Here is a 21,990-nt window from a genome sequence, read left to right as displayed (position 1 = left end):
CGACGCTATGCCCGCACCCCTGGCGTCACCACTCGAACGGCCTAGGCGATGTGACATTGCACATGTCACACTAAGATCATGGATGACTTCCTCAGGCTCTCCGCGAGCACGGCCCGGTTCACCCACGGCGCCCCGCGCGCCTTCGCCTTCGGGGACGAAGGACGCCTCCTGTGGTACCTGCGCTCCACCGGTCCCACCGACGCCTTCGACAGCCTCTGGGTCCTCGACACGGCCACCGGCACCGAGACCCGGCTTGCCGATCCCCGCGAGCTGTGCCCCGAGCCGGGCGAGCTCCCGGCCGTGGAGCGCCGGCTGCGCGAGCGGATCCGCCTCGTCGCCGCCGGGATCGGCTCGTACGCGCTCTCCGGCGACGGCAGGCGCGCCGTCTTCCCGCTCTACGGACGGCTCTACTCGGTCGCCGCGGACACCGCCGCCCGGCCGCAGGAGATACCGGCCGCCGGACCCGCCCTGGACCCCCGTCCCAACTCCGACGGCTCGCGCACCGCGTACGTCAGCGACGACGTCCTGTACGTCGCCCCCGGAGGGCGGGTCAGCCCGGCCGACGGGGCCCGCTGGGGCGTCGCCGAATTCGCCGCCGCCGAGGAGCTCGGCCGCTCCCGTGGCCACTGGTGGTCCCCGGACGGGGTCACCCTGCTCGCCGCCCGCGTCGACGAGTCCGCCCTCCAGCGCCGGTACTTCGCCGACCCCGCCCGCCCCGAGGTCCCGGCCGAGGACTTCGCCTACCCCGAGGCGGGCGGGCCCAACGCCGGGGTCCAGCTCTGGGTGCTCGGCCCGGAGGGGGACCGGACCCGGCTCGACTGGGACGCGGAGGTCTACCCGTACGTGTCCGACGCGCAATGGGAGTCGGCCGGTGAGATCCTGCTGACCGTCCAGGACCGGCTCCAGCAAAGCGTCCTGCTGCTCTCCGCCGACCCGGCCACCGGCCGCACCCGGGAACTGTCCCGCACCACGCACCCGCAGTGGGTGGACCCGCTGGTCCCGGGCACCCCGGCGCGCCTGCCCGACGGGCGGATGCTGACCGCGGCCGATACCGCGGGCGGGGCCGCCCGCGCCCTCGCGGTGGACGGCGAGCTGCTGACCGGCGAGGGGGTCCAGGTCCGCGGCGTCGCCGGGTTCCACGAAGGCCGGCTGCTGATCGAGGCCGGCCTGCGCGACCCCGCCGAGCAGCAGGTGCTGCTGCTGGACCCCGCGACCGGGGAGCTGACCCCGGTCGCCGACGGCCCCGGGGTGCACAGCGTGTCCGCCTCGGCCGGCTCCCTGCTGCTGACCTCCGCCGACGCCGACGGGATCCGCCGCACGGTACGCACCGCGGACGGGCGGGAGTTCACCCCCGCCGACCTGTCCCAGCCACTGCCGTACCGGGTGGTCCCGGTCCTGGAAAGGGTCACCGAGCACGGCGTCCCCACCGCCCTGGTCCTCCCCCGCGACCACGTCCCCGGCCGGCGGCTGCCGGTCCTCGTCGACGCGTACGGCGGCCCGGGCTACCAGGACGTCAGTGCCGAGCCCCGCCGCTGGCAGGCCAAGCAGTGGTGGGCCGACCAGGGCTTCGCGGTGGTCACCGTCGACAACCGCGGCACCCCGTACGTCTCGCCCGCCTTCACGCACGCCATGTACCGCGGCTTCTCCGAGGTCACCCTGGAGGACCAGGTCGCGGCGCTCCAGGCGCTCGGCGCCCGCCACGGCGACCTCGACCTCGGCCGGGTCGGCGTACGCGGCTGGTCCTACGGCGGCTACCTGTCCGCCCTGGCGGTGCTGCGCCGCCCGGACGTCTTCCACGCGGCGGCCGCCGGGGCCGCGCCGACCGACTTCCGGTACTACGACACGGCGTACACCGAGCGGTACCTGGGCCTCCCGCAGGAGCACCCGCAGCCCGGCGACGTGTACGAGCGGGACTCGCTGATCCCCGACGCCCCGAAGCTGACCAGGCCGCTGCTGCTGACCACCGGCCTGGCCGACGACAACGTCCACCCCTCCCACACCCTGCGCCTGTCCCGGGCCCTGACGGACGCGGGCCGCCCGCACCAGTTGCTCGCCCTTCCCGGTGTCACGCACATGACCCCCGGCGGAACGAGGGAGAAGATCATGGCCCTGGAGCTGGAGTTCTTCCGCAGGGAACTGGGCTGATCACCCACGTGCGGGGCCCCGCGGACGCCGTTGGCCGCGGGGCCCCGCCTTCTTCCCGTGGATCCCCGTCAGTCTCCAGGGAAGTGACATGCCACCTCGCGGGAGGCGGCGAGCTGCAACAGCGGACGCTCGGTGCGGCAGATCTCCCGCGCCTTGGAGCAGCGCGGGTGGAAGGTGCAGCCCGGGGGCGGGGCGGCCGGGCTCGGCGGGTCGCCGAGCAGCACGATGCGCTCCCGCCGCCGCTCCGCCGCCGGGTCGGGCAGCGGTACGGCGGACAACAGCGCCCTGGTGTAAGGGTGCTGCGGGTTCTCGTAGAGGGACTTCTTGTCCCCGATCTCGACGATCCGGCCGAGGTACATGACGGCGACCCGGTCGCTGACCCGTTTGACCACCGACAGGTCGTGCGCGATGAACACGTAGGCGAGGCCCAGCTCTCCGCGCAGCCGCTCCATCAGGTTGACGATCTGGGCCTGTACCGAGACGTCGAGGGCGGAGACCGGTTCGTCGGCGACGATCAGCCGGGGGTTGGTGGACAGGGACCGGGCGATGCCGATGCGCTGGGCCTGGCCGCCGGAGAACTCGTGCGGGTAGCGGTCGATGTGCTCGGGGATCAGGCCGACCAGTGCCATCAGCTCGGCGGCGCGCCGGCGGGCGTCGGCGGCGCTCCAGCCCTGTACCAGCAGCGGGTCGGAGATGATCCGGGCCACGGTCTGGCGGGGGTTGAGGGAGGAGTGCGGGTCCTGGAAGACCATCTGGATGTTCTTGCGCAGCGGCCGCATCGCGCTCTGGGACAGCCGGCTGATGTCCTTGCCCTCGAAGGCCACCTCGCCCGAGGTGGGCTCCAGCAGCCTGACCAGCATCCGGCCCGTGGTGGACTTCCCGCAGCCCGACTCCCCGACCAGGCCCAGGGTCTGGCCGGCCGCCAGGTCGAAGGAGACCCCGTCCACGGCGCGCACGGGCGCCCCCCGGCGCCCGGTCGCGGACCGCTTCCCCGGAAAGGTCATGGTGAGGTCCCGTACGGACAGCAGGGGTTGGGTGGTCGGCCTCATCGCGTCGCCTCCTCGGCGGTGCGGTCCCCGGCGAAGTGGCAGGCCACCGTCCGCTCCGGCGCGTCGGCGTACGTCCGCAGTTCCGGGCGTACGTCGGTGCAGCGCGCGGCGGCGCGCGGACAGCGCGGGGCGAAGGCGCAGCCCGGGGCCGGTGCGAGCAGGGACGGCGGGGAGCCGGGGATGAAGGGAAGCGGTTCGTCGTCGGTGGGGGTACCCCCGGCGGTGGCCGGGGGAGTGTCGAGGCGCGGCAGCGAGTCGAGCAGGCCCCGGGTGTAGGGGTGGGCGGGGTCGGCGAACAGCTCGTCGACCGGTGCCTGTTCGGCGGCCCGGCCGCCGTACATGACCAGCACCTCGTGGGCGACGCGGGCCACGACCCCCAGGTCATGGGTGATCATGACGACGCCCAGTCCGCGCTCCTGCTGGATCCGCGCGATCAGCTCCAGGATCTGTGCCTGCACGGTGACGTCCAGGGCGGTGGTGGGTTCGTCGGCGATCAGCAGATCGGGCTCGCAGGCCAGGGCCATGGCGATCATGGCGCGCTGGCGCATGCCGCCGGAGAACTGGTGCGGGTACTCCCCCGCGCGGCGGGCCGGCTCCGGGATGCCGACCTCGCCGAGCATGTCGACGGCCCGCTTGCGCGCGGCGGCCCGCCGGGCCTTGAAGTGCACCCGGAAGTGCTCGGCGATCTGCTCGCCGACCGTGTAGTAGGGGTGGAGGCTGGAGAGCGGGTCCTGGAAGATCATGGCCATCCTGCGGCCGCGGACCTTGGCCAGCTCGCGCTCGGAGAGACCGGTCAGCTCCCGTCCGGCGAGGGCCACGGAGCCGCTGACCTCGACCGCGCCCCGGTGCAGGCCCATGACGGCCAGCGAGGTGACCGACTTGCCGGAGCCGGACTCGCCGACGATGCCCAGGGTGCGGCCGGCCTCGACGGTGAAGCCGAGGGATTCCACGGCCCGTACGGCGCCGTGCGGGGTGGTGAAGGTGACGCGCAGATCGCGTACCTCAAGAAGTGCGGCCATCAGTACCTCACCCTCGGGTCGATGACGGCGTACAGGAGGTCGACGGCGAGGTTGGCGACGACGATGAAGAAGGCGGCGAGCAGGGTGACCCCGAGGACCACCGGCTGGTCCGAGCTGACGAGCGCCCCGTAGAACAGCCGCCCGATGCCGGGGAGTCCGAAGATGGACTCGGTGATCACGGCTCCGGCGAGGAGCCCGCCGAGGTCCATGCCGAAGATGGTGAGGATGGGGGTCATCCCGGAGCGCAGGCCGTGCTTGACGACGACCGTGCGCTCGGGCATGCCCTTGGCGCGGGCGGTACGGATGTACGGCTCGGCCATCGCCTCGATCATCGAACCGCGGCTCTGACGGGCGTACATGGCGGCGTACAGCAGGGCGAGCGCCGTCCACGGCAGCAGCAGGTTGGAGGCCCAGGCGAGCGGGTCGTCGCTGAAGGCCTGGTAGGTGGGGTAGGGCAGGAGGCCCGCGATGCGGATGACCCCGTAGATCAGCATCACCGAGGTGAAGTAGACGGGCAGGGAGGCCGCTGCGACGGCCCCGACCATGAGGGCCTTGTCGGTGGCGGTGTCCTTGCGCAGGGCCGCGGTGACCCCGGCGCCGAGGCCGAGGAGCAGCCACAGCACGGCGGCGCCGACGGCGAGGGAGGCCGAAACCGGCAGCCGGTCCATGAGCAGGTCCCACACCGGCAGCGAGTTCTCGTAGCTGTAGCCCAGGCAGGGGAAGTCGCACTGGACGGCGTACTGGCCGGTGCCGAGGGTGCGGCCGGTGAAGATGCCGGTGAGGAAGTCGGTGAACTGGCGCCACAGGGGCTGGTCGAGGCCCAGGTACGCCCGTACGTCGGCCAGCCGCTCGGCGCTGCAGGTCTTGCCGCAGGCGGCCGCGGCCGGGTCGGAGGGCAGGACGTAGAAGATGAGGAAGGTGACGGCGGCTATGGCGAGGAGCACGCCGGCGAGGGCGAGCAGCCGGCGGGCGAGGTAGGGGATCAACTGCGGCCGCCCCTCGGGTCGAGGATGTCGCGCAGGGCGTCGCCGAGCAGGGTGAAGGCGAGCACGGCGAGGAAGAGGAAGGCGCTGGGGATGACGAAGTACATGGGGTCGGTCTCGTAGAAGGCGACGGACTCGGCGATCATCTGGCCCCAGGACGGGGTCGGCGGGCGGACGCCCACGCCGAGGTAGCTCAGTGCCGCCTCGGTGCTGATCATGCCGGGGATGAGCAGGGTGGTGTAGGCGATGACGGGGCCCGAGACGCCGGGGAGGATGTCGCGGGTCAGGATCCGCCAGGAGCTCGCGCCGCCCACGCGTGCGGCGTCCACGTACTCGCGGTGTTTGAGGGACAGGGTCTGGCCGCGGACGACGCGGGCGACGCCGGGCCAGCCGAAGACCCCGATGACAACGGTCATGAGGACGATCCGGTTGACGTCCTTGGCCACGGACAGCATCGCGATCATGAAGATCAGCGAGGGGAAGGACATGGTCAGGTCCATGAGCCGGGACAGGACCGCGTCGGTGCGGCCGCCGAAGTATCCGGCGGCGATCCCGGCGGCCGTGCCGGCGACGACCACGATGGCGGTGGCGGCGAAGGCGATGAGGAGGGAGACCTGGGCGCCGTGGACCACGCGGGCGAACAGGTCGCGGCCGGTGACGGGTTCGACGCCGAGCCAGTGCTCGGGGCTGATCCCGCCGAGGGAGCCGAGCGGCTGGCCGCCGAGGTAGGGGTCGATGGCGGTCTTGTCGAACTCCTCGGGGGACCAGCCGCCGAGCGCGCCCAGCCAGGGGGCGGTGGCGGCCATGAGGACGAAGAGGAGGACGACGCAGAGGCTGACGCGGACGGCGGGGCGGTGGCGGAGTTCCCGCCGGGCGAGCTGCCAGGGGCTGCTGCCGGGCGGGGCCTCCTTCACCTCCGGATCGCCGGCGGCGGGTGCGGTGGTGGTCATGGCGCTGTCGTGTCCGGTCCTCAGCCCTGGCTCTTCGACGGGTCCTTGAGGCCGACCGTGCCGTAGTCGATGGTGCCGGTCCACACGGGGTGGCCGAAGGCGCCCGCGATGTTCGGGCCGACGAGGAGCGGCTTGCGCTCCAGCAGGACCGGGACGGCCGGGGACTTCTTCATGATCTCCGCGTCCAGGTCGATCCAGGCCTGGTTGGCCTGCTTGGCGTCGGCCATGGCGTTGATCTCGTCGATCCGCTTCGTCGTCGCCTCGTCGCGGAACTGGCTGTAATTGCCCTGGTTGCCCTTGTCCTTGATGGTGCGTCCGTCGAAGACGAAGGGGATCCAGGTGGAGCCTGAGGGGTAGTCGGGGCACCAGCCGGCGAGCGTCATGTCGGGGGTGGTGGACAGGTCGCCGATGACGTCGTAGTAGGCACCCGGGTCGACGGTGTCGATGACGACTTCGATGCCGGCGCGGGACAGTCCCTGCTGGATGGCTTCGGCCTTGCCCTTGTCTCCGGTGGAGACGGCGAGGGAGACCTTCAGGGTCTCCTTGCCGGCGGCCCCCAGGAGTTCCTTGGCCTTGGCGGGGTCGCCGGCCGGGGCGATCTTCAGGGTGTCGGCCTGCTTGCCGCCGGAGAGGGCCGGGGGCAGGTAGGCGGTGGCGACCTCGTTGAGGGCCGGGCCGCCGCCCGCGGTGACCACCGCCTCCTTGTCGAGCGCGTACTGCATGGCCTCGCGGACCTTGGGGTCGTTGAAGGGGGCGCGGGAGTTGTTCAGGTGGAGCATCTCCGTACAGCCCTGGGACTCGGCGAGCAGGCGCGCCTTGACGTCGGCCTTGGGCAGCACCTTGGGGGCGCTCTCGGGGCGCATGTCCTGGTACTGGACGGTGGAGGCGTCCGCGGCCTCACCGGCGATGACGCGGTCGTCGATCTGGCCGGCCTTGAGGCCCATGACCACGACGAACCTGTCCGGGTAGGCCTTGCGGACGGTGTCGGTCTTCGGGTCCCAGTGCTCGTTGCGGACGAGGACGAGCTTCTTGTCCCGGTCGTACGACTCGATCTTGTACGGGCCGGAGGAGAACGGGCGGGCGTCGTACTGGGTGCCCTTCTCCTGGGACTGGGGCACGGGCGCGAAGGTCGGCAGGGTCGTGGTCGCGGCGAACTCGGCGACGGGCCTCTTCAGTTCGAAGACGATGGTGCGGTCGTCGGGGGTCTTCACCGAGTCGAGGTGCTGCCCCTGGAGCGGGCCCTTGTAGCCCTCGGTGCCGGCCAGGTACTGGGCCGCGTAGTCGGGGCCGCCGGTGAGGTCGGGGGCGAAGGAGCGCTCGACGTTGTACTTGACGTCCTGGGCCTTGACGGGCGAGCCGTCCTCGTACTTCAGGCCCTCCTTGAGGGTGAAGGTCCAGGTGCGGCCGCCGTTGGAGGAGGTGCCCAGGTCGGTGGCGAGGTCGGGGACGAGTTCGCTGCCGCCCTTGCCCGGTTCGGCCTTGAAGGTCACGAGGGTGCGGTAGAGCAGCCGGGTCCCGAAGTCCATCGTCGGCATGACCCAGTTGCGGGCGGGGTCGAGGTGGGCGAAGTCCTGGTTGGACAGGACGGTGAGGGTGCCGCCCTTGACCGGAGTGCCGCCGAGCATCTTGCCGTCGTTCGCGGCGGCGGGGTTCTCGGCGGAGGCGCCGCCCTTGCCCTTCTTCACGGTGCCGGAGCAGCCCGAGGCGCCGAGTGCGAGAGCGGCCACCAGGGCGGTGGCGAGGGCGAGTTGGGTGCGCTTGGTCATGGGTCACTCCAGTGAAGGGCCGCGCTCTATGATGTGACCGGTAACATAGTAATGTGAAATTGCACTGACAAGGGGTTGGGCTCCCCCGTTATCCAGCCGTTTCCGAATCCGTTCACTCGCAGTCGAGTTGAGGCTGCCGGGCGGCCCGAGAGCGGCGGGGGCCGACGACGCGCAGCGCCAGGCGGTCGAGGGTCGGTATCCCGTCACCACCTGGCGCTGCGCGTCACGACGAACGGCCGGAGCGGCACCGCTCCGGCCGGGATCGGATCAATGCGGCGAACCGGCCGGTTCCCTGTGCTTGACGCGGCCCGGACGGAAGTTGCTGTTCGTCACACAGCCGAGGTTCCGGTAGATCCTGTCGTTCGTCTGCGGGTCCAGGCCGACGTAGTGGTACTGGCAGGCCCCCTCGATGAACCTGCCCTCGATGCCGCCGGGGAAGTCGATCTCCTTGTTCCACAGGAACGGCGACTGGATGCCGGTCTGCCGCGCGGTGGCGTTGACGTCGATCCCGCCGGGAGCCTGGATCGCGTAGACCCAGCCGTCGTTCCCGCCCCCCGTGGCGAATTCCTGCGCCACCCACCGCTCACAACTGGTGCTCACGTGCGCGGCGTTCTGCTGCCCGGCGCCCCCGATGATCCACTGGGCCAGCGGGGTGAGGTCCGTGCCCCGCGGGGTGAAGCCGCTGGCGAAGATCGCGGTGGGGTCCGGCCGCGTGTCGCCCCGCCACAGCGTGTTCCGGTCGTGCCGCCAGTACCAGCCCTCGCGCACCGCGGCGAGGTCCACCTCCGCCCGGATCCCGGGTTCCGTCGTGGTCCGCTCCCACTCCGCCGCGCGGTAGCCGCCGGTAGGGCCGCAGGGGCCGGTGTCACGGATCTGCTGCGGGGTGCCGGGGTACGGATCCGCCGCGGCGCCGGCTGGTGAGCCGAACGCCAGCGAGACGGTGACCAGGGCGGTGGCGGAGGCGATCCGAAATGCAGTCTTCAACACAGTCGGGACAACCCATCACTCGGGGCACAAGACTCTGTGTGGGTAGACGGATTCCGGGCGGAATCAACCCCCGTTCGCCGCCGTCACCCGCAGGCGTCACGAGGTCCACCCGCCCGGCGCAGGCCCCGCCTGCGAGCCGCCCGCACGGCGGTCCGACCGAGCCCGACCCGGCCCCGGGCGTCACGGGACCCGGGAACGGGACGTGCGGGGGGGGTGCACCGGGTGACGGGGCGTCCGTCACGCGAAGCGACGTCGGCCCGGCGAACCCTGCCGGTCACAGCGCCAGTGCCGTGCCGGGGGCCGCGACCCGGTGAACCCTTCCGGTCACAGCGCTAGACGCCGGAGCCGAGGCCTCCCGGGGTGCGGCCGACCGGCTCGTCGCGGCCCTGGGCCCAGAGGGAGCGGACGTGGCCGAGGTGGCGGACCATGCAGGCCTCTGCCGCCTCGGCGTCCCCGCTGATCATCAGGTCGAGCAGCTCGATGTGCTCCTCCGCCGAGGACACCAGCTTGCCGGCCTCGTCCAGACCGGTCAGCCCGTACAGCCGGGACCTCTTGCGCAGGTCGCCGACCGTCTCGACGAGGCGGTCGTTGCCGGCGAGCCCGAGCAGCGTGAGGTGGAAGCGGCGGTCCGCCTCCAGGTAGCCGATGAGGTTGTGCTCGCGGGCGCTCGTGACGATCTCCTGGGCGACCGGCCGGAGCGCCTCCAGCTGCTCGGTCGTGGCGATCTTCGTGATCCGGCCGACGGTCGGCACCTCGATCATCGTGCGCAGCTCGGTGTACTGGTCCAGGTCGCGCTCGCTGACCTCGGTGATCCGGAAACCCTTGTTGCGGACCGGTTCCACGAGGCCTTCCCGGGCCAGGTCGAGCATGGCCTCGCGCACGGGCGTGGCCGAGACACCGAGTTCGGCTGCGAGACCGGGGGCCGAATAGACGCTCCCCGGGCGCAGTTCACCCGCTATCAGGGCTGCTCGGAGGGCGTGGCCGACCTGGTCGCGGAGCCGTTCCTGGGCCTTGATGAGACTGTGCTGCTTCAGGTCACCCATTGCATTTCCTCCGAGCCATGGCAGAGGAACAGCGTACAATGTCACGTTTCGCTGCTCACACCCCGGCGGCCTCGAACAACGCGACCGCCACGACGAGATCTTCCCAGGCCATGCCCACGCTCTTGAAGAGCTGTGGACAACTCTGCGGCCCGCCCGCCGGCATCCGTCCGGCGACGAGGTCGGCGAGCGTGCCGGTGATGTGGCCGGGCCCGATCGCCCCCTCGGCCTCCGGGACCAGCAGGTCGCCCGCCTCCCGCAGGGCCGCCGCACGCGACTCCACGTACACGGCCGCCCGCCGCACCAAGGCCGTGTCGGTCTCCCGGGCGGTCGGCTCGTGCGAGCCGACGGCGACGACGGTGGCCTCCGGGCCGACGAGGCGCCCGTCGAAGAGCGGTTCCCGGGCCGTGGTGCAGCAGATGACCAGATCGGCGCCGGCCACGTCCTCGGGGGTGCCGGTCCGGGCGGTCGGGCCCAGGGCGCGGGCGTGCGCGGCGAGCCGCTCAGCGCCCTCCCGGTTGCGGCCGACCACCACGACCTCGTCCAACTCCCGCACGGACAAGGCGGCTTCCAGGTGCCCGTACGCCTGCGGGCCGGAGCCGAACAGCACCAGCCGCAGCGGGCGCCCGGCCGGAGCCAGGTGGCGCAGCGCGAGGGCGGAGACCGCCGGGGTGCGCAGGGCGGTCAGGGCCGCGCCGTCGAGCAGGGCCAGCGGGCGCAGGGTGGGCCCGTCCAGCAGGAGGTAGGAGCCGGTGATCCGGGGCAGCCCGCGGGCCGGGTTCCCGGGCGCGACCCCGGCGATCTTCACCCCGGCGTACCCCCCGGAGGCGGCGGGCATCAGCAGCAGCTCCCCGTCGGGGATGCGGAGGTTGGTCCGCTGCGGGCAGCTCTCCGGATCGAGGCCGCCGAGCAGGGCCGCGGCCAGGGCGTCGGTGGCCGCGGCCGGGGCCAGGAGCCCGGCCGTGTCGTCGGCGCTCAGCCGCCTCACAGCTGGAAGCCCGTCCCGAGCGCGTCGTGCGGGTCGGCCGTGAAGGTGTGCTCACCGGTGCGGTACGCGGTGCCCGTGATCTCGGTGACGCCCCCCTGGAGGATCCGGCCGGTGAACACCGTGCCGGTGACCGACTCGTTGACCAGGTCCTCCCCCGCCGCGAGCCGCCCGTCCTCCGTCAGCAGCGCGAGCCGCGTCGAGGTCCCGGAGCCGCAGGGCGAGCGGTCGATCTGGCCGTCGGCGAAGACGGTGACGTTGCGCTGATGGGGCCCGAAGGGAGTATCGGGGAGTTCCTCGTAGAGGATCACCCCGTAGACCCCGGAGAGCAGCGGCCCGCCGGGATGCCAGGTGGCCGGGTGGGTGGCCAGCGCGGCGCGGATCTCCCGGCCGGCCCGCACCAGGTCGGGCAGCGAGCTCCGGGACACGTCCAGGCCGAGGTCGCGGGCGGCGACGGAGGCGTAACAGGCCCCGGCGTGCGCGATGTCCACCTCGGCGAGCCCCAGCGTGGTGGCGACCGGCACCTTGCGGGCGCTCACCCGGGCCGGGACGTTGCGGAAGGTGACCCCGGTGGTGCGGCCGCCGCCCCGGTGCACCGTGGCGGTGACCCGCCCGGACGGCACGTCGATGCGCACGGCTGCGTCCCCGTCGTCCGGGGCGGCGACCCGGCCGGTGTCGACGGCCCAGACCCCGAGCGCCATGGTGCCGTGGCCGCAGGCGGTGGAGTAGCCGTCCTTGTGCCAGAACAGCACGCCGAAGTGGGCGCCGTCGTCGTCGGGCGGAACGACGAACCCGCCGTACATTCCGGCGTGCCCGCGCGGCTCCTGCACGAGCAGGCGGCGTACGTCGTCCAGCGCGCCCCGGCGCGGGGCCGTCCCCGATCCCCCGGGGCCGATGGCGGTGGCGCAGCGCTCGGCGACGGTGTCCCCGGGGACGGGCGGGAAGCCCCCGTGCGCGGCGGCGGCCGTGTCGACGACGCGGAAGGGCTCGCCGGCGGTGTGATAGTCGACCGTTCGGACGGTGATCAAAGGAGGAAGCCTCCGGGGAAGGGGTCGGTCGGGTCGAGGAAGTACTGGGCGGTTCCGGTGATCCAGGCCCGGCCGGTGACGGTGGGGACGACGGCCGGGAGCCCGTCGACGGTGGTCTCCCCGACCAGTCGGCCGGTGAACTCGGTGCCGATGAACGACTCGTTCACGAAGTCCGCGCCGAGCTCCAGGAGTCCGCGGGCGTGCAGCTGGGCCATGCGCGCGCTGGTGCCCGTACCGCAGGGCGAGCGGTCGAACCAGCCGGGGTGGATGGCCATGGCGTGGCGGGACCGGCGGGCGTCGGAGCCGGGGGCGGCGAGGTAGACGTGCTTGACCCCGGCGATGGAGGGGTTCTCGGGGTGGACGGGCCGGTCACCGGAACCGTTGACCGCGTCCATGATCGCGAGGCCCGCGGTGATCAGGTCGTCCTTGCGGGCGCGCTCGAAGGGGAGGCCGAGCGCGTCGAGTTCGACGAACGCGTAGAAGTTGCCGCCGTAGGCGAGGTCGTAGGTGACCGTGCCGTAACCGGGGACGTCCGCCTTCAGGTCGAGCCCGGCGCAGTAGGAGGCGACGTTGGTCAGGGTGACCGCGGTGGCCGCCCCGTCCTCGACCCGGACGTCCACGCTCACCAGCCCGGCCGGGGTGTCCAGCCGGACCGTGGTGACCGGCTCCACGACGGGCACCATCCCGGTCTCGACCAGGACGGTGGCGACCCCGATGGTGCCGTGCCCGCACATGGGCAGCAGGCCGGACACCTCGATGTAGAGGACGCCGAAGTCGGCGTCCGGGCGGGTGGGGGGCTGCAGGATGGCACCGCTCATCGCGGCGTGACCGCGCGGCTCGTACATGAGCAGGGTCCGGATGTGGTCCAGGTGCTCGATGAAGTGGAGCCGCTTGTCGGCCATGGTGGCACCGGGGATCACCCCGACTCCCCCGGTGATCACCCGGGTCGGCATGCCCTCGGTGTGCGAGTCCACGGCGTGGTAGATGTTGCGCGTGCGCATCAGGCGCCCCCTCTGTCGGGTCGGTTCAGCCCGGCTGGTTAGTTGAGGCCCTCGGCGAGGGCCTTTTCGGTGGCGGCACGGACGGCGGCCTCGGTCTCGCCGGTGAGCGGGAAGCGCGGCGGGCGGGTGGCGCCGCCGGGGCGGCCGGCCAGGTCCATGGAGAGCTTGATGGCCTGGACGAACTCGGTCTTGGAGTCCCAGCGCAGCAGGGAGTGCAGCGACTTGTAGAGCGGCAGCGCGGTGGCGAGGTCGCCCGCGACGGCGGCCCGGTACAGGGTGGCGCAGGACTGCGGGAGCGCGTTGGGGTAGCCGGCGATCCAGCCGACGGCGCCGGCGAGGGCGAGTTCGAGGAGCACGTCGTCGGCGCCGATGAGCAGGTCGAGGCCCGGGGCGAGTTCGGCGATCTCGTACGCGCGGCGCACGTCACCGCTGAACTCCTTCACGGCGACGACGGAGCCGTCGGCGTGCAGCCGGGCGAGCAGGGCCGGGGTCAGGTCCACCTTGGTGTCGATGGGGTTGTTGTACGCGACGACGGGCAGCCCGGCGCGGGCGACCTCGGCGTAGTGGGCGCGTACGGCTTCCCCGTCGGCCCGGTAGGCGTTGGGGGGCAGCAGGAGTACGGCGCCGGCGCCCGCCTCCGCCGCCTGGTCGGCCCAGCGGCGGGCCTCGGCGCTGCCGTAGGCGGCGACACCGGGCATGACGCGGGCGCCGTCACCGGCCGCCTCGACGGCGGTGCGCACGACGCGCGCCCGCTCCTCGTCGGTCAGGGTCTGGTACTCCCCGAGGGAGCCGTTGGGGACCACGCCGTCGCAGCCGCTCTCGATCAGCCAGGCCACGTGCTCGGCGTAGGCGTCGTAGTCGACGGTGAGGTCCTCGCGCAGGGGCAGCGCGGTGGCGACCATGATTCCGTGCCAGGGGCGGGTGCGGGTGTCCGTGCGGGGCGCGGGGGTGGGCGCGTGGTTCATGAGATGACTCCCTATTGTGGTGTGTGACATTTTACTAGTGGGTGCAAGGCGGCCACAAGGGGCCGGGCGGACCGGATCAGCCGTCCGAGCCCGGAAGTTCGGCGGGAAGTCCGGCGAGGTGGCGCAGCGGGACCGGACAGGACAGCGGACGCCGGTCGGGCGCCGCGTCCGCCGACGGACCGGACGGACCGGACGGACCGGCGAGGGCGGCGACGGCCGGGCCGCACATCCGGCCCTGGCACCAGCCCATGCCCGCCCGGGTGAGCAGTTTGACGGTACGGGCGTCCCGCGCGCCGACTTCGGCGGCCTCGCGGATCCGGCCGGCCGGCACCTCCTCGCACCGGCACACGACGGCGTCGTCCCGCAGCCAGCCGGTCCAGCCGGGCCCCGGGCGGTGCGCGGCGGCCATCGCGTCGGCGAAGGCGCGCAGCCGCGAGCGGCGGCGGACCAGGGAGGCGGGCACGGGCCGTCCGGCGATCGCGCGGGCGGCGATCTCCCCCTCGGTGATCGCGAGCCCCGCGCCTCCGATGCCGCCGGTCTCGCCCGCGGACCAGACACCGGGGACGGAGGTGCGGCCGTCGGCGCCGAGGTCCAGGGCGACGGTGCCGTCCGGGCCGAGCCGGGTCGCACAGCCGAGGCCGGTGGCGAGTTCCAGCTGCGGTACGAGACCGTGGCCCACGGCGAGGGCGTCGCAGGGGATCCGGCGGGCGGTGCCGGGCAGCGGGCACCAGTCGCGGTCGAGCCGGGCCACGGTGACGGCCTCGACCCGGTCGGTGCCGTGCGCCTCCGTCACGGCGTGCCGGGCGAGGAGGCGGATGCGGTGCCTGAGCAACGCGCCTCCGTACGTCGCGCCTTCGGCGAGTTTGGCGGGGTTGCGGAGCAGGGCCGCGGCCCCGCCCGCGTACGCGGTGTACGCCGACGCCTCCACCACGGCGGGGACGGTGGCTCCGGCGGCGGCCAGGGAGCCGGCGACGGCGAGCAGCAGCGGGCCGCTGCCGGCCACGACGATCCGCTTGCCGGGCAGGACGAGGCCCGCCTTGAGCATGGCCTGGGCGCCGCCGGCGCCGATCACGCCGGGCAGGGTCCAGCCGGGGAAGGGGAGCTGGCGTTCGTACGCGCCGGTGGCGAGGAGGACGGCCCCGGCCGTGACGGTGGCGGCGGCGCCCTCGTCCCCGGCCACGGCGTGCAGGGTCCACGCCCCCTGCCGCGCCACCACCGTCCACACGTGGTGGCCCGGGAGGTACGTGACGCGGCCCGTCGACACGTGGGCGCGCAGGGCGGCTTCGCGCACGGCGAAGTCGGGCCAGGCGTGGTGGAGGGCCTCGGGGCGGGCCGCGCCCAGGCCCGGGGCGGGGTGGCGGTAGAACTGGCCGCCGGGGCGGTCGCCCGCGTCGAGGAGGGTGACGCGCAGGCCGAGGCCGGCGGCGGTGACGGCGGCGGCGAGGCCGGCCGGACCCGCGCCGACGACGGCCAGGTCGGCCACGTCGGCCGGATCGGCCGGGCCTGACGGATCGGCCGGGCCGGCCACCGGCCGGTCAGACGGCGAGCTCGGCATGGCCGGTTCCCTCCTGGGTGGTCACGGTGTCGCCCTCCCGGGCGGGGACGAGGCAGGCGCGCTGGTTGGGGCGGCCGTTGACGGTGACGAGGCAGTCGTAGCAGCTGCCGATCCCGCAGAAGGCGCCGCGCGGGGCGCCGCCCTCGCGGGTGGTGCGCCAGGCGAGGATCCCGGCGGACCAGAGGACGGCGGCGACGGACTGTCCCTCCTGCGCGGGAAGTGCGCGGCCGTCGAAATCGACCGTGAACCGTGACGCGGGGCTGCCGCCGACCAGTGAGCGGGGGCTACGCATCCGTGGTTCCTCCTCGGGGCTGGTGCGGGCCGGGGACGGGGCCGGCGTCGGGTGACTCGCCGAAGCGTTCGGGGCGGAAGGGGCCCGGCGGGAGCGGGGGTTCGGTTCCGGTCAGGGCGGCGGCGATCAGCGCGCCCGTCGCCGGGGCCAGGCCGATGCCCGCGCCCTCGTGGCCGCAGGCGTGCAGCAGGCCGGGGCGGCGGGGGTCGGGGCCGATCGCCGGGAGGTGGTCCGGGAGGTAGGGGCGGAAGCCGTGGTAGGTGCGCAGGACCCGGACGTCGGCGAGGACGGGGAAGAGGGCCGCCGCCTGCGTGGCGAGGCGGCGCAGGGCCTCGGTGGACAGGGTGCGGTCGAAGCCGACGCGTTCGCGGGTGGCGCCGATCAGGACCGGGCCCGACGGGGTGCCCTCGACCACCGCCGAGGACTGCAGGGCCGCGGAGCCGCTGGCGACGTCCGCGATGTAGTCGGCCGCGTAGACCTTGTGGCGGACCACGCGGGGCAGCGGTTCGGTGACCAGGACGAAGCCGCGGCGCGGAAGGACGGGCAGGCTCACGCCCGCGAGGTCCGCGACCCGGCCGCCCCAGGTCCCCGCCGCGTTCACCACGGCCGGAGCCAGGAGTTCGCGGCGGGTGGTGCGGACGCCGCGGACCGCCCCGCCCGAGCGCAGGATCCCGGTCACCTCCTCGCCGAGGTGGACCTCGGCGCCCGACGCGGCCAGCAGGCGGGCCGCCGCCTGGGCCGGCTGGACCTGGGCGTCCTGCGGGTACAGGAATCCTCCCGCGGGGCCCCTGGCCAGATGGGGCTCCAGCGTGCGCAGGTCGTCGGCCCCCGCCTCGACCGCCTCGACCCCGGCCTTGCGCTGGCCTTCCGCGAAGCTCCGAAGGGCCTCCAGCGCGGCCTGGTCCGGGGCGACGACGAGGCCGCCCTTGGCCTCGTACTCGATCTCCTGCGGGAGGACGCCGGCCAGTTCGGTCCACAGGCCGGCGGACAGCAGGGCGAGGTCGAGCTCCGGTCCCGCCTCCTTGTCGGAGACGAGCAGGTTGCCTTCGCCGGCGCCCGTGGTGCCGCCCGCGACGGGGCCGCGGTCGACCACGGCCACGGAGAGTCCGGCGCGGGACGCGTAGTACGCGCACGCCGCTCCGACGACGCCGGCGCCGATGATCACGGCGTCCAGGGAGTGTCTCTTGAGCACGGCAGTAATATGTCACATTCCTTAGTGGCTGCCCAGACCGGTCCCGCGGGGTGCGGGACCGGTCCGGTACGGGTCAGCTGCGGAGCGGGCCCTCGCAGCTGTAACTCGACGTCGCCGCGACCTTGTTGCTCCAGATCTCCATCGGGCCGAAGGAGCAGTTCATGTCGGCGAGGTTGTTGGAGGCCGCGCCGGCGCGGTCGAGGATGAAGTAGTCGACCGTCTCGGACATGTCTTTGAAGTTCTGGTCGTCGCTGCGCCAGTTCTTCAGGTTCGCGGTGATCCGGCCGGTACAGGTGAAGCGGCGCTTGCCCGGGTCGCCGTTCTCCACGCAGTCCGGGGTGTTGTACGTGGCCGTGGCGAAGGCCGACTTCACCGAGGCCAGCGCCGAGTCGCGCAGCTGGTCGTTCGGGGTGAAGGAGGTGTTCGGCACGAAGAGCTGGTCCACCTTGGCGATCTGCGCGTCCAGGAAGCGGTCGTAGTCGCGCTGGAGGTAGGTGTCGGCGCCCATCCGGTGGCGCCAGGCGTCGTACGCGGCCACGTCGTTGTTGCGGAGGTGGGTGTACATCTCGCGCAGCAGGCTCGGCTTCTCGGTCCACAGGAACTCGAAGAAGGTGCCGGCGTAGCTGTAGAAGCGGAAGCCGTCGCCGTCGTAGGTGGCGTTCAGCAGCTGCTCGACGCTCATGCGCGGGCCGCCGCCGGACGTGTCGCTGATGATGCTCTTGACCAGGGACTTGCGGACGGCGATGCCGTTGTCGCGGGTGGCACCGTCGAAGAACTCGGCCGTGCCCTCGTCCATGGCGGTCGTACGGTCGCCCTCGTACCAGGGGCCCTCGCCGAAGAAGCCGGGCACGGCGAAGCGGCCGTTGAGGTAGTGCGTGTACTCGTGGCGGAACAGCTCTTCGAGGGTGAGGGAGGAGTCCTGGGGGACGCGGCGCTGGTACGTGTAGAAGGTGGCGCCGTTCTCGATGTAGATGCCGCCGTTGTTGGTGCCGTAGCCGGTCAGGATCGGGTGGTAGTTCTCGTAGTCCGCGCGGGAGGCGTAGAGCACGATGTTCAGCGTGGTGTTGGGGTCGCCGGCGAGGGGCTGGTCGGTACCCAGGACCCGGTGGTACTGGGTCTTGACCTGCTTGCTCGCGTAGTAGAGCTGGTCGACGGTGGCCCGGTCGAGGGCGGTACGGACCTTGATGCTGCCGTTGTCGTAGCTGTAGGTGTACGGGAAGATCTGCTTCTCGATGTCCTCCTTGCAGACCGCGTACTGCTTGCACGCCTGGTAGTAGTTGAGCCAGGAGACGAGCTTGGCCCACGGCTCGCTGCCGAAGGCGGACTTCACCGGACCCAGCAGGGCGCCGAGGTCGGCGACGATCTGGTCCTTGAGTGCCGGGATCTGGCCGAAGCGGCCGTACTCGCCGAGCGCGTCGCGCACCACCCAGGCGTTGCCCGTGCCCTTGAGGTGGGTGTAGCCCGAGAAGGCCTTGAAGGCCGCGCGGTACGAGGGGTCGGCCGCCACCGCCGCCTGGAACGCGGTGTCGCGGTTGCCGTCGTAGACGCCGAGGTAGTTGACGGAGAGGGCGGCGAGCGCCGCGCCCGCCCAGCCGGCGTCCAGGTGGGTGGCCGGGTGGGCCGGGTCCATGGTGGCGAGGACCTTCGTGATGAGCCCCAGCTGGTGCTGGCGCAGGCCCGGCGCGCTGCCGGCGTAGAGGGCCTCGCGCAGGGTCCGGGCGTTGGAGGCCGTGACGTCGAAGGTGCGGGCGGCGTTGCCGAAGTCGGCGATGGCCTGGCGCATGGCGTTCACGGTCGGCGCGTCGGTCACGTCGATCTCGGAGCGCGAGTAGTCGTGGTAGGCGACCGCGTGCAGGTAGGTGAACATCTCCTCCAGGTGGGAGGAGTTGCGGCCGTCGTGGGCGGCGGCCAGGCCGGATATCCGGCGCGAGACGGCCTGGACGTGCGCGTCGGACATGACGGGGGCCAGGCGGGCGTCCCACGTCCAGATGAGGCCGCGCAGACAGCCGTCGGCGAGGACGGCCTGGTCACCGAGGAAGTCGGCGAACTGCTCCGGGGTGAGGCCGGTGATCCCGTCGAGGGTGCAGGGGACGCCCGCGGCGACGCTCCGCGCCGTGGGGGCCTGGGTGGCCGCCTTGCCGCTCTTCTCGACCCGCTCGGTCCGGTCGGCGGCCGTGGCGGTGGCAGCCGTCGCGGAGCCGGGAACCTGCCCGGTGAGGGTCTGCCCGCCCGGGGCCGGGGCGGGCGCGGGGTCGGTCTTGGGTGCGTTGGCGAGGTGGTCGACCTCGTCGAACGGGTTCGCGGCGGGGCCGGGGGCCGGGGTGGCGGACCGGGCGCCGGTGAACGCGGCCGGGGCTGCGGACTCCGCGGCCTGCGTGGTGGCCTGGCCCGCGGTGGCGAGGAGGGTGACCGCGACGGCGGAGGCGAGGAGGGAGGAACGCACAGCTCTGTGCTTGAGCACCGAGGACTCCTGATTGGAGAGGGAGAGGTGGGGGGTGGTGCGTGTGAACTGCCCTGAGCGACTTCAACTGCTCTGTGTCACGCGGCGTTTGACGGGGATTAACGTGCCGCGGTGTGAGCTGTAACATAGTAATGTGAAATTGCACTGGCAAGACCTGTGCGTCCATCAGTTCGCATCTTCTTGAGGGAGACCCCGTGAACGACACCCCCTCCCGCCTCAACACCGGCAGCCACGACCTGCCGGTATCAGATGAGTTGTCCCGGTTCATGGCGGGCAACTGGGCCTCTTCCCCCCTGCCCGACTCCGCCCGCGTCCCCGGCCACGCCGTCACCCCCGCCCGCCGGGCGCGGCTCTCGGCGCGCTTCCCGGGCGAGCGGCTGATCATCCCGGCCGGCGGACTGAAGGTCCGCTCCAACGACTGCGACTACCGCTTCCGCCCGCACAGCGCGTACGCCTGGCTGACCGCCCTGACGGGCGAGGACCAGGCGGGCCACGTGCTGGTCATGGAGCCCTCGGGCCCGCACGCGCACGAGGCGGTGCTGTACCTGCGGCCGCGCTCGGCCCGGGCGGACGGCAGCGGGGAGTTCTACCGCGACCGCCGGTACGGGGAGTTCTGGGTGGGCCGCCGGCCGGACCTGGCCGAGGCGGAACGCCTCACCGGCATCCGCTGCGCCCACCTGGACCAGCTCGGGTCACCGGCGGGCCGCGACGCGTCCACCGACGCGGAACTGGCCGCCGCGCTCTCGGAGTTGCGCCTGGTCAAGGACGCGTGGGAGGTGGAGCAGCTCCAGCTGGCGGTCGACCACACGACGGCGGGCTTCGAGGACGTCGCACGGGCGCTGCCGCGCGCGCTGGCACATCCGCGCGGGGAGCGGTGGATCGAGGGGGTCTTCGGCCTGCGCGCGCGGGCCGAGGGCAACGGCACCGGGTACGAGACGATCGCGGCGGCGGGCGCGCACGCGTGCGCCCTGCACTGGATCCGCAACGACGGCCGGCTGACCGGGGACGAACTGCTGCTCCTGGACGCGGGCGTGGAGACGGACACCCTGTACACGGCGGACATCACGCGCACCCTCCCGCTGTCGGGCCGCTTCTCCCCCGTGCAGCGGCAGGTGTACGAACTGGTCCTGGCCGCCCAGGAGGCGGGCATGGCGGCCCTGCGGCCGGGGGCGAGCTTCGGGGACTTCCACCGGGCCGGGATGCGGGTGATCGCGGAGGGCCTGGCGGAGTGGGGCGTCCTGAAGAACGCGGAGGGCGACCTGCACCGGCGGTACACGCTGTGCAGCAGCGGTCACATGCTGGGCCTGGACGTCCACGACTGCGCGAAGGCGCGGGCGGAGACCTATCTGGAGGGGGTCCTGGAGGAGGGCCAGGTCCTGACGGTGGAACCGGGCCTGTACCTCCAGCCGGACGACGAGACCCTGCCGCCGGAGCTGCGCGGCATCGGGGTCCGCATCGAGGACGACCTGATCGTCACGGCGGACGGCGCACGCCTCATGTCGGGCGCCCTGCCCCGCACGGTGGCGGGCATCGAGGAGTGGATGGGCCGCCTGCTGGAGGGCTGACCCGAGGACGGGCCGGCCACCGCACCGGTGCTGTGGCCGGCCCGGCTTGCCGGCCACGGCACTAGCCGCTCACGGGGGCGGTGAGGCGGCTGGTGAGTTCCTCGACGAAGGCGTCCACGTGGGGCGGGCGCGGGCCGGGGCGGGTGGCGCAGAACCAGGTGCGGGTCAGCGGCCGTGCGCCGATGCGGACCAGTGCCAGGCCGTGCGAGGAGGCGTACGGGGCGGCCACCCAGTTGGGCAGCACCGTCACGCCCTGGCCGCCCGCCACCATCTCGACCACCAGGTCAGTCACCACCGGCATGGTGGTGATCCTGGCCGGGCGGGCTCCGGTGGGGATCGGCAGCGGCAGCGACGGGATGCGCTTTTGGTCGTAGAAGTCGTAGAGGACGAGGTCGGCGCCGTCGAAGTCACGGGCGGTCAGGTGCGGGCGGGAGGCCCACGGGTGCCCGGCGGGAACCACGGCCACCATCTCGTCCTCGAACAGCCGGGTCAGGGAGACCCGGTCCATCTGCAGGTCCGGTTTGGTGACCAGCGCGACGTCGACCAGGTCGGCGAGCAGCGCCGGAACCGGCGCGTCGTCGGCGACGGTCTCGATGCGCACGTCGATGTCCGGTTCGCGCTCGCGGAAGGCGCGCAGGACGGGCGGCAGCCACGGGAAGGTGGTGCTGCACTGCGCGGTGAAACGGACCCGCCGGTCGCGGCCGTCGCGCAGTTCGCGCAGGTCGCGGGAGGCCGACTCCAGTTCACCGAGGACGTGGCGGGCGGCCACCAGCAGCCGGCGGCCGGCGGCGTTGGCGATCAGACGGCGGCCCTTGCGGTCGAAGAGGGGCATGCCGAGGCGGGCCTCCAGCCGGGTGAGCCGCTGGCTGAGGGCCGGCTGGCTGACGTAGAGCCGCTCGGCGGCGGCGGTCAGCGAGCCGGCCTCGGCGGTGGCGGCGAGGAGCTCCAGGTCACGCAGGTCCACATCCATAACCTGGGATTATTACATGCTCCAATCTACGTCGTGG

Annotated in this window: 18 protein-coding genes; 2 read left to right on the top strand and 16 right to left on the bottom strand. The window is 73.0% G+C overall.

Translation table 11 applies throughout. The features are described from left to right. Positions 1-78: 78 nt before the first annotated feature. On the top strand, positions 79-2,145 hold the full coding sequence (locus ACFCZ1_RS06095) for a prolyl oligopeptidase family serine peptidase (RefSeq protein WP_376677172.1): 2,067 nt from the start codon (positions 79-81) through the stop codon (positions 2,143-2,145). A gap of 68 nt (positions 2,146-2,213) precedes the next feature. Here ACFCZ1_RS06095 and ACFCZ1_RS06090 read toward each other — a convergent pair whose 3' ends face one another. From ACFCZ1_RS06090 to ACFCZ1_RS06020, 15 genes are all read right to left on the bottom strand, one after another. Continuing rightward, entirely contained in the window at positions 2,214-3,194 is a 981-nt protein-coding gene (locus tag ACFCZ1_RS06090) for an ABC transporter ATP-binding protein (protein ID WP_376677171.1), read from the bottom strand. After that, positions 3,191-4,213 (bottom strand): ABC transporter ATP-binding protein, encoded by a 1,023-nt coding sequence (locus ACFCZ1_RS06085; protein ID WP_376677170.1) that lies wholly within the window; start codon positions 4,211-4,213, stop codon positions 3,191-3,193. Before ACFCZ1_RS06085 ends, ACFCZ1_RS06090 begins: the two co-directional genes overlap by 4 nt. Next, entirely contained in the window at positions 4,213-5,199 is a 987-nt protein-coding gene (locus ACFCZ1_RS06080) for an ABC transporter permease (RefSeq protein WP_376677169.1), read from the bottom strand. Before ACFCZ1_RS06080 ends, ACFCZ1_RS06085 begins: the two co-directional genes overlap by 1 nt. After that, the gene (locus tag ACFCZ1_RS06075) at positions 5,196-6,146 is read right to left on the bottom strand and encodes an ABC transporter permease (RefSeq protein WP_376677168.1); all 951 of its coding nucleotides are present in this window, start codon (positions 6,144-6,146) and stop codon (positions 5,196-5,198) included. The genes ACFCZ1_RS06080 and ACFCZ1_RS06075 overlap by 4 nt, the downstream gene beginning before the upstream one ends. A gap of 20 nt (positions 6,147-6,166) precedes the next feature. After that, a complete protein-coding gene (locus ACFCZ1_RS06070) occupies positions 6,167-7,912 on the bottom strand; it encodes an ABC transporter substrate-binding protein (protein WP_376677167.1) in 1,746 nt (581 codons plus the stop codon). 267 nt (positions 7,913-8,179) lie between these two features. Continuing rightward, on the bottom strand, positions 8,180-8,899 hold the full coding sequence (locus ACFCZ1_RS06065) for a hypothetical protein (protein WP_376677166.1): 720 nt from the start codon (positions 8,897-8,899) through the stop codon (positions 8,180-8,182). Positions 8,900-9,231: 332 nt separating this feature from the next. Continuing rightward, entirely contained in the window at positions 9,232-9,942 is a 711-nt protein-coding gene (locus ACFCZ1_RS06060) for a GntR family transcriptional regulator (protein WP_376677165.1), read from the bottom strand. Between the two features lie 55 nt (positions 9,943-9,997). Further along, positions 9,998-10,918 (bottom strand): ornithine cyclodeaminase family protein, encoded by a 921-nt coding sequence (locus ACFCZ1_RS06055; protein ID WP_376677394.1) that lies wholly within the window; start codon positions 10,916-10,918, stop codon positions 9,998-10,000. Between the two features lie 5 nt (positions 10,919-10,923). After that, positions 10,924-11,952, bottom strand: coding sequence for a proline racemase family protein (locus ACFCZ1_RS06050; RefSeq protein WP_376677164.1), 1,029 nt, complete (start codon positions 11,950-11,952; stop codon positions 10,924-10,926). Then, positions 11,949-12,953: a proline racemase family protein gene (locus tag ACFCZ1_RS06045; RefSeq protein WP_376677163.1), complete on the bottom strand. Its 1,005-nt coding sequence runs from the start codon at positions 12,951-12,953 to the stop codon at positions 11,949-11,951. Before ACFCZ1_RS06045 ends, ACFCZ1_RS06050 begins: the two co-directional genes overlap by 4 nt. Before the next feature lie 38 nt (positions 12,954-12,991). Next, complete coding sequence (locus ACFCZ1_RS06040) at positions 12,992-13,918, bottom strand: dihydrodipicolinate synthase family protein (RefSeq protein WP_376677162.1); 927 nt, start codon at positions 13,916-13,918, stop codon at positions 12,992-12,994. Between the two features lie 76 nt (positions 13,919-13,994). Further along, the gene (locus tag ACFCZ1_RS06035) at positions 13,995-15,473 is read right to left on the bottom strand and encodes an NAD(P)/FAD-dependent oxidoreductase (protein WP_376677161.1); all 1,479 of its coding nucleotides are present in this window, start codon (positions 15,471-15,473) and stop codon (positions 13,995-13,997) included. Beyond that, entirely contained in the window at positions 15,454-15,765 is a 312-nt protein-coding gene (locus tag ACFCZ1_RS06030) for a (2Fe-2S)-binding protein (protein WP_376677160.1), read from the bottom strand. Before ACFCZ1_RS06030 ends, ACFCZ1_RS06035 begins: the two co-directional genes overlap by 20 nt. Next, positions 15,758-16,957 carry an NAD(P)/FAD-dependent oxidoreductase gene (locus ACFCZ1_RS06025; RefSeq protein ID WP_376677159.1) on the bottom strand — a complete coding sequence of 400 codons (1,200 nt, stop codon included), beginning with the start codon at positions 16,955-16,957 and terminating at the stop codon, positions 15,758-15,760. Before ACFCZ1_RS06025 ends, ACFCZ1_RS06030 begins: the two co-directional genes overlap by 8 nt. A 73-nt stretch (positions 16,958-17,030) precedes the next feature. Then, entirely contained in the window at positions 17,031-19,418 is a 2,388-nt protein-coding gene (locus ACFCZ1_RS06020) for a collagenase (RefSeq protein ID WP_376677158.1), read from the bottom strand. 194 nt (positions 19,419-19,612) lie between these two features. On the opposite strand from ACFCZ1_RS06020, the gene ACFCZ1_RS06015 reads away from it, so the two are divergent. Further along, positions 19,613-20,983: an aminopeptidase P family protein gene (locus tag ACFCZ1_RS06015; protein ID WP_376677157.1), complete on the top strand. Its 1,371-nt coding sequence runs from the start codon at positions 19,613-19,615 to the stop codon at positions 20,981-20,983. Between the two features lie 61 nt (positions 20,984-21,044). On the opposite strand, the gene ACFCZ1_RS06010 is transcribed toward ACFCZ1_RS06015, so the two are convergent. Further along, the gene (locus ACFCZ1_RS06010) at positions 21,045-21,953 is read right to left on the bottom strand and encodes a LysR family transcriptional regulator (protein WP_376677156.1); all 909 of its coding nucleotides are present in this window, start codon (positions 21,951-21,953) and stop codon (positions 21,045-21,047) included. Positions 21,954-21,990 lie beyond the last annotated feature (37 nt).

The organism is Streptomyces sp. NPDC056224, assembly GCF_042267665.1.
Lineage (GTDB): Bacteria > Actinomycetota > Actinomycetes > Streptomycetales > Streptomycetaceae > Streptomyces.
The sequence above is the reverse complement of the archived record's forward strand: the minus strand, read 5'-3'. Positions and strand labels throughout refer to the sequence as shown.

Bases quoted from the DNA above. Each gene is read 5' to 3' on its own strand.
- ACFCZ1_RS06095 (WP_376677172.1), top strand. From the start codon at position 79: ATGGATGACTTCCTCAGGCTCTCCGCGAGCACGGCCCGGTTCACCCAC.
- ACFCZ1_RS06075 (WP_376677168.1), bottom strand. From the start codon at position 6,146: ATGACCACCACCGCACCCGCCGCCGGCGATCCGGAGGTGAAGGAGGCC.
- ACFCZ1_RS06010 (WP_376677156.1), bottom strand. From the start codon at position 21,953: ATGGATGTGGACCTGCGTGACCTGGAGCTCCTCGCCGCCACCGCCGAG.
- ACFCZ1_RS06070 (WP_376677167.1), bottom strand. From the start codon at position 7,912: ATGACCAAGCGCACCCAACTCGCCCTCGCCACCGCCCTGGTGGCCGCT.
- ACFCZ1_RS06060 (WP_376677165.1), bottom strand. From the start codon at position 9,942: ATGGGTGACCTGAAGCAGCACAGTCTCATCAAGGCCCAGGAACGGCTC.
- ACFCZ1_RS06030 (WP_376677160.1), bottom strand. From the start codon at position 15,765: ATGCGTAGCCCCCGCTCACTGGTCGGCGGCAGCCCCGCGTCACGGTTC.
- ACFCZ1_RS06035 (WP_376677161.1), bottom strand. From the start codon at position 15,473: ATGCCGAGCTCGCCGTCTGACCGGCCGGTGGCCGGCCCGGCCGATCCG.
- ACFCZ1_RS06045 (WP_376677163.1), bottom strand. From the start codon at position 12,953: ATGCGCACGCGCAACATCTACCACGCCGTGGACTCGCACACCGAGGGC.
- ACFCZ1_RS06085 (WP_376677170.1), bottom strand. From the start codon at position 4,213: ATGGCCGCACTTCTTGAGGTACGCGATCTGCGCGTCACCTTCACCACC.
- ACFCZ1_RS06090 (WP_376677171.1), bottom strand. From the start codon at position 3,194: ATGAGGCCGACCACCCAACCCCTGCTGTCCGTACGGGACCTCACCATG.
- ACFCZ1_RS06040 (WP_376677162.1), bottom strand. From the start codon at position 13,918: ATGAACCACGCGCCCACCCCCGCGCCCCGCACGGACACCCGCACCCGC.